Raw genomic sequence first — 5617 nt, forward strand, 5'->3', positions numbered from 1 at the left:
GTGATAGTTATCCGATAGATGATGTTTTTGAAGATCTTGAACGAGGTCTTTAATGGATGAGTATAAGATAAAAGTCACTCGTCAGGCGAAAGAGCATCTTTGCGATTGCAGGTTGAAGAGGTCTGCATGGCTGCCAGTATCGATAAGTGTGAGTGTGAGAATATCATCCTCTAGTAAATAAACAAGTAACCAGTCTGGCTTGATGTGGCATTCGTGAAAACCGTTGAATTTTCCTTTGAGTATATGGTCTTTGTATTTAGGATCAAGTGTAATACCTTGTCTTAGGTTATCTACTACTTCATCTAAAAGAGAAAGATCGATTCCTCGTTTAGTCATACGCTTATAGCTTTTCTTATAAGCATTCGTGAACTTAACGTTGTACATCAGTCTTGCAACAGAGCTTTTTAAGGTCTTCCATAGAAGAATACGATGGTACGTTAGGGTCTATGGAAATTCTTTTGGCTTCTTCCATAGCAGCCAGTGTTTCAGTATTGAACTTTGGGATTTCTACTTTAAAAGGAAGTCCTCCATGCAAAACGCATTGGCGTAAGAAGATGTTTACGGCACTTGACATATCGATGCCGAGTTCGCTAAACAGTTCATTTGCTTCTGTTTTGACATTACTATCAATACGAATTTGAGTAGGACTTGTTACCATAGTATTAGCTCCTTTCAAAATGATTATGATACAATCAGTATACATTGTCAAGCATAAAGAAGAAATAGTAGTATTTTGCAAATGTTAAACAAATGTTTTGTGATTGCTTATATTTGAGTTTTTTGCGGAATGCTCATATAATTTTCCACGTAAAGCACATTTAAGTTTATGAGGTGTTGCGCTATGACTGCCCAAATAATCGCTAGTCTTAAGAACGGTTTGAAAGGCATATAAAAGCACATAAAACAGCTTAAGATATATATTCTTTAGCAGTATTAAACACGCATTGGCATATGATGTTTGTCATTATGTTTGCACATGCGCGTTGGTTTTTCTGTAGTTTTTACACGTTTTTTGCATGTTTTTGCGCGTTCTTATCGTTCTTGTAAGCAAGCGTTATCTTTTTATCTAACTGATTTTCATTGTTGAAATTTATTCAATAACGGTAAGAATTAATGTTTAATAACAGTAAGAATTAAGCTTTAATAACAAGTAAGAACGAAGCAATAATAATGAATAATAATATAGAAAACGCAACTAATAGTCACGATAACAATAATAAGCAGTCAACTAGCAACTTAATATTGCGTATTGATAATGTAACAAGATCTTATTCTCGTGGATTTGGTCGTAAGAAAACAACTCGCCAAGTTTTACATAACGTATCTTTTGATATTCATTCTGGTGAAATATTTTGCTTGCTTGGTCCGAATGGTGCAGGTAAAACAACTACCGTGAAAATTGTTGGCACGTTGTTAGCTCCTGATAGTGGTAGTGTTCGTATTGCCAGTATTGATGCTGTGAGTAATCCTCGAGAAGCACGTAAGCACGTGTCGTTACTTCTTGGAGGTGAGCGAGGATTTTATCAAAAGTTAAGTGCATTAGATAATCTTCGTTATTTTGCCGATCTTTCCGCAGTTCCATATAGGGAGCAAGGAAAGCGTATTCACGATGCTCTTGAGCAAGTTGATTTACTTGATAAAGCTCATGATGCTGTTCAAACTTTTTCAAGGGGAATGTGGCAGAGGTTGCATATTGCTCGATCGCTGGTTGCTAGAACGGACCTTATGCTTTTAGATGAGCCTACTACTGGTTTGGATCCTGAAAATGCTAGGAAAGTACGTGAAATTATTCATGCTTTACGAGATCAAGGAATAGCGATTTTGCTAACTACGCATGAGATGAGTGAGGCTGAAAAATTAGCTGATACTGTTGCTGTAATAAATCACGGTAATATTATTGCTCAGGGAAGTGTTGCGCAGTTGGCTTCTTTGCAACATATTGATCATGTAACAATGTACGCGTATGACGGTGAACTATCAAGTGGAACTCCTAGTGTTAAGGAAGAATTGCAAAAACTTGATGGAGTGTTGTGGTGTGATGTTTTTGAATCGCATGGAGTGTTAAATATTACTATCGCGTGGAGTAAAACATTATCTCAAGAACGAAATATTAAAATTCCTGTTGATGGGATTACGCGTTTAGGTGATCGCGCTGCAAGTTTGGAAGAAACGTATCTTGCTATTGTGCAAAATGATAATATTTCTGCATCAAATACTTCTACTTCTTCTGCTGCTACGCCGTCTTCTTCATCTTCTTCACTTTCATTGAATAAGTAGGAGGCTTAATATGAATACTTCTACTCATTCATACGCTTCTGTGATTCGTGGCATGTGGTTTCAGCTTAAAAGCTTAGCAAAAACAACGTTTTTCTTGCAAAATGCGATACTTGCTCCAGTATGTTTTGCGTTGATGAAACTTGTTGCCTACTATGGTTTTTCTCATAATTGTGCTAATTGTCTTAATAATATTTGGGTTGATTCTTCTATAGCTGGATTATGGTCTGCTACAACTACTGCTGTTGGAATCATTGGATACCAGCGTTATTTAGGAACATTACAATATTTAACTTTAAGTGTTATCTCACCTGCTGCAGTGTTTCTTCCTATTGTAGGATCCGCAGCTTTACTTGGGTGCATTGGTATGCCGCTTGCGATTATTACCGTTGCTGTTTTCTGCCATGGGTTCTTTATGATAACATTCACGCAGCTAGTTGGATACTTACTTTCTATGCTTGCTTGCGTAGCTTCTGCTGCATTATTATCTGGAATTTTTGTATTATGCCGTAAAGCTACAGTTTATGAAGGTTTGATTTTAATTCCTGTATGGATGCTTTGTGGAATAGTGATCCCTGTAGAATCAATGCCATTGCCTGCTCGCATTATTGCGTTTATTCATCCGCTTACGTCTGCAGTGTGGGTGGCTCATGCGCAATCGTTTAATGCTACTACTGTGTTAGCAATTGTGTTATGTATTGTATTATCCAGCGTTCTGCTTGTTATTGCAGGTTTCATGTTACGTCATGCTATTCGACTTGCAACGCTTAATGGAAGTTTGAACATAATATGATACGAAATAATAATCAGGTTGAAACTATGCGAAATAAAATTATTCAAAATAGTAAGTGCGCTGAATTGCATCAATATAATCAATATTCTCAGTATGGTCACGTGAGCGTGTTATCTAGTATACGAACTGGTGCAAGAGTGAGTATACAGAGTATACCTAGCTTAAATAGTTGGAATACTGCTGTTATACGTATGATTGTTGAGCCTCTTTTATCTACATTCTTATGCGTTTTTCTAGCTGGAGCTGTAAGCGGAGGATTCAATGGAGCAGCTAGTTATGCGACTAGCGCGGGTTTTAACCATAGTTTGATTGCATCAACTCTTGCTGCTGTTATGGGCGCGTGTTCTATTTCCACAAGTATGACTGTGTCAGAAGCACTAGCGTGGGATCGTTTTGAAGGTACAACACCATTCGTGCTTACAAGCGCGAAAGTTGCATTACCATTATGGTTCGGTCGTATCATTGCGCTCGTGACTATTTCTTTAGTGAGTGATGCTGTAACTTTGTTCATAACAATGCTTGTAGTAAGCCCGAGTGCTTTCTTTGTGATTAATATGAGTGCGTTGATGCTGTTGTTCCTTATTGTTCCTGTTGCTTCTACGGGATTTGGTATTGCTATAGCTGCTATAAGCATGATGATGAATGATGTTTATACTATTTCTAACGCGCTTAGTGCAATACTTCCTATTGTCTGTGGTGTGATTGCTCCAATTAGCGTATTTCCTAAGATGATGCAATACGTGTTATATGCGATTCCAGTAACTCATGTTACTCAAGCATCTCGTAGTATAGTTGATGGTTCTGTAAATGTTGGCGTATCGCTACTTGTGATTCTTGTTGTTGGCGTGTTATGGGCAATTGTTGGTGTGATTATATGGAATGTTGGTGTTGCGGTTCAACAGCGTAAAGGTACTTTAACAAATATAGGGTTTTAGCTGATAAATATGGGATTTAGTTAATTATATAAGGATTAGATTCGCGTATGGAGAGTGGGTGTAATGCTAGTGGAATGTTGATTATTGCGTAAGATTGTTCAGCAAGCTATCAAGCCAATCTTAAACCTTTTGCGATATTTCCTGTCGTTAAAAAGTGCACCCAATATCCATAGTGTGCACTCAAAAAAGTGTAAATATACTACCTGTTCTCTCAATCCACGTTTAGAACGTTTGCTTGATGTCACGTGATGTGTATTAAAAGCATACGAATCGCAGACGTTTTAATAAAGACGTTTTATTTTTTTTAATTATAAAACCAAAAAGTGAATCTTTAATTTGTTTCGTTTATAATAGAAACAACTATAAAAAACAATAAATTTATCGACTATAATCGAAATTGTAAGCAAAGCTGTAATCGAAAGGTGTGAGTATATGTCATATATATTACGTAAAAAATACCTTAATAAGATCAAACCTTTTATTGACAAGCCTATTGTGAAGGTGATTACAGGTATGAGACGAGTGGGAAAGTCCACTTTGTTAAAAATGATTCAATCTGAATTGCTTGTAGACGTTCCTCAAAGTCATATTATTTATATCAATTTAGAATCAGCTCAATACTTATCTGTGAAAAATGATTTTGATCTGCAGAAACTAATTACAGAACGTAGTCAACAAATTGAAGGTAAAATATATTTTTTCTTTGATGAAATTCAATTAGTTTCTCACTGGGAACGTGTTATAAATGCGCTTAGAGTTGATTATGATTGCGATATTTATTTGACGGGTTCTAACTCAAAATTATTGTCCGGCGAGCTTGCCACCTTGCTTGCAGGGCGTTACGTAAGTTTTGAGGTGCTTCCTTTTACTTTTAGTGAATTTGTGAATTTGTATCAAAGTTTGAATTTAAGCATACAGGAATTATTTCAGCTGTATATCAAAATTGGTGGTATGCCTCCTCTTCATTATTTTAATGGGGAAGAGGAGCCGAGTTTTAGATATCTAAACGACATTTATAATACTGTTGTTGTTAAGGATATACTTGAATACAATTCAATCCGAGATGTTGATGTATTTAATCGCATTTTACTTTTTTGTTTAAATAATATTGGACAAAGTTTTTCAGCTAACAGCTTACGTAAGTATTTTGTTAGTGAAAATCGTAAAGTTTCAGTTGATACCATTTTGAATTACTTGAATTTTTGCCAAGCGGCGTATCTTCTAAAAAAAGTTCCACGCTATGACAGTGTTGGGAAAAAGTTATTGACGGTTGAGGAAAAATATTATGTAACAGATCATGGTTTTAGGCAAGCAGTAGGCTTATCAAACGTTGCGTCAATTGAACGTATTCTAGAAAATATTGTCTATATTGAGCTTTTGTCTCGTGGTTTTCAGGTTCAAGTTGGTCGTATTAATAATCAAGAAATCGATTTCATTGCTACTAGACAAGGTGAAACTGAGTATTATCAAGTCTCTTATTTGATGGCTAGCGAAGAGACTCGTAGCCGGGAATTTGGTGTTTATCGATTGGTTAAGGATAATTATCCTAAATATGTTTTGTCGATGGATACAATGAATTTTTCGCAAGAAGGGATTATACACAAATATTTACCAG

The 5617-nt window shown here is 36.1% G+C and carries 6 protein-coding genes; 4 read left to right on the top strand and 2 right to left on the bottom strand.

Translation table 11 applies throughout. The features are described 5' to 3' along the window. Positions 1 to 81 precede the first annotated feature (81 nt). Positions 82 to 336 (bottom strand): type II toxin-antitoxin system YafQ family toxin, encoded by a 255-nt coding sequence (locus HMPREF3230_RS03340; protein WP_230955910.1) that lies wholly within the window; start codon positions 334 to 336, stop codon positions 82 to 84. A 34-nt stretch (positions 337 to 370) separates the two neighbouring features. Further along, positions 371 to 658 carry a type II toxin-antitoxin system RelB/DinJ family antitoxin gene (locus HMPREF3230_RS03345; protein WP_075523550.1) on the bottom strand — a complete coding sequence of 96 codons (288 nt, stop codon included), beginning with the start codon at positions 656 to 658 and terminating at the stop codon, positions 371 to 373. Between the two features lie 512 nt (positions 659 to 1170). On the opposite strand from HMPREF3230_RS03345, the gene HMPREF3230_RS03350 reads away from it, so the two are divergent. From HMPREF3230_RS03350 to HMPREF3230_RS03365, 4 genes are all read left to right on the top strand, one after another. Further along, positions 1171 to 2277, top strand: a complete 1107-nt coding sequence (locus tag HMPREF3230_RS03350; protein WP_075523551.1) for an ABC transporter ATP-binding protein — start codon at positions 1171 to 1173, stop codon at positions 2275 to 2277. Between the two features lie 10 nt (positions 2278 to 2287). Next, entirely contained in the window at positions 2288 to 3067 is a 780-nt protein-coding gene (locus HMPREF3230_RS03355) for an ABC transporter (protein WP_075523552.1), read from the top strand. Next, positions 3064 to 4002: an ABC transporter permease gene (locus HMPREF3230_RS03360; RefSeq protein WP_075523553.1), complete on the top strand. Its 939-nt coding sequence runs from the start codon at positions 3064 to 3066 to the stop codon at positions 4000 to 4002. The genes HMPREF3230_RS03355 and HMPREF3230_RS03360 overlap by 4 nt, the downstream gene beginning before the upstream one ends. Before the next feature lie 432 nt (positions 4003 to 4434). Further along, positions 4435 to 5617: ATP-binding protein (locus HMPREF3230_RS03365; RefSeq protein WP_075523554.1), on the top strand; the 1183-nt coding region annotated here is incomplete at its 3' end.

The organism is Gardnerella vaginalis, assembly GCF_001563665.1.
Classification (GTDB): domain Bacteria; phylum Actinomycetota; class Actinomycetes; order Actinomycetales; family Bifidobacteriaceae; genus Bifidobacterium; species Bifidobacterium vaginale_A.

Bases quoted from the DNA above. Each gene is read 5' to 3' on its own strand.
- HMPREF3230_RS03340 (WP_230955910.1), bottom strand. From the start codon at position 336: ATGACTAAACGAGGAATCGATCTTTCTCTTTTAGATGAAGTAGTAGAT.
- HMPREF3230_RS03345 (WP_075523550.1), bottom strand. From the start codon at position 658: ATGGTAACAAGTCCTACTCAAATTCGTATTGATAGTAATGTCAAAACA.
- HMPREF3230_RS03360 (WP_075523553.1), top strand. From the start codon at position 3,064: ATGATACGAAATAATAATCAGGTTGAAACTATGCGAAATAAAATTATT.
- HMPREF3230_RS03355 (WP_075523552.1), top strand. From the start codon at position 2,288: ATGAATACTTCTACTCATTCATACGCTTCTGTGATTCGTGGCATGTGG.
- HMPREF3230_RS03350 (WP_075523551.1), top strand. From the start codon at position 1,171: ATGAATAATAATATAGAAAACGCAACTAATAGTCACGATAACAATAAT.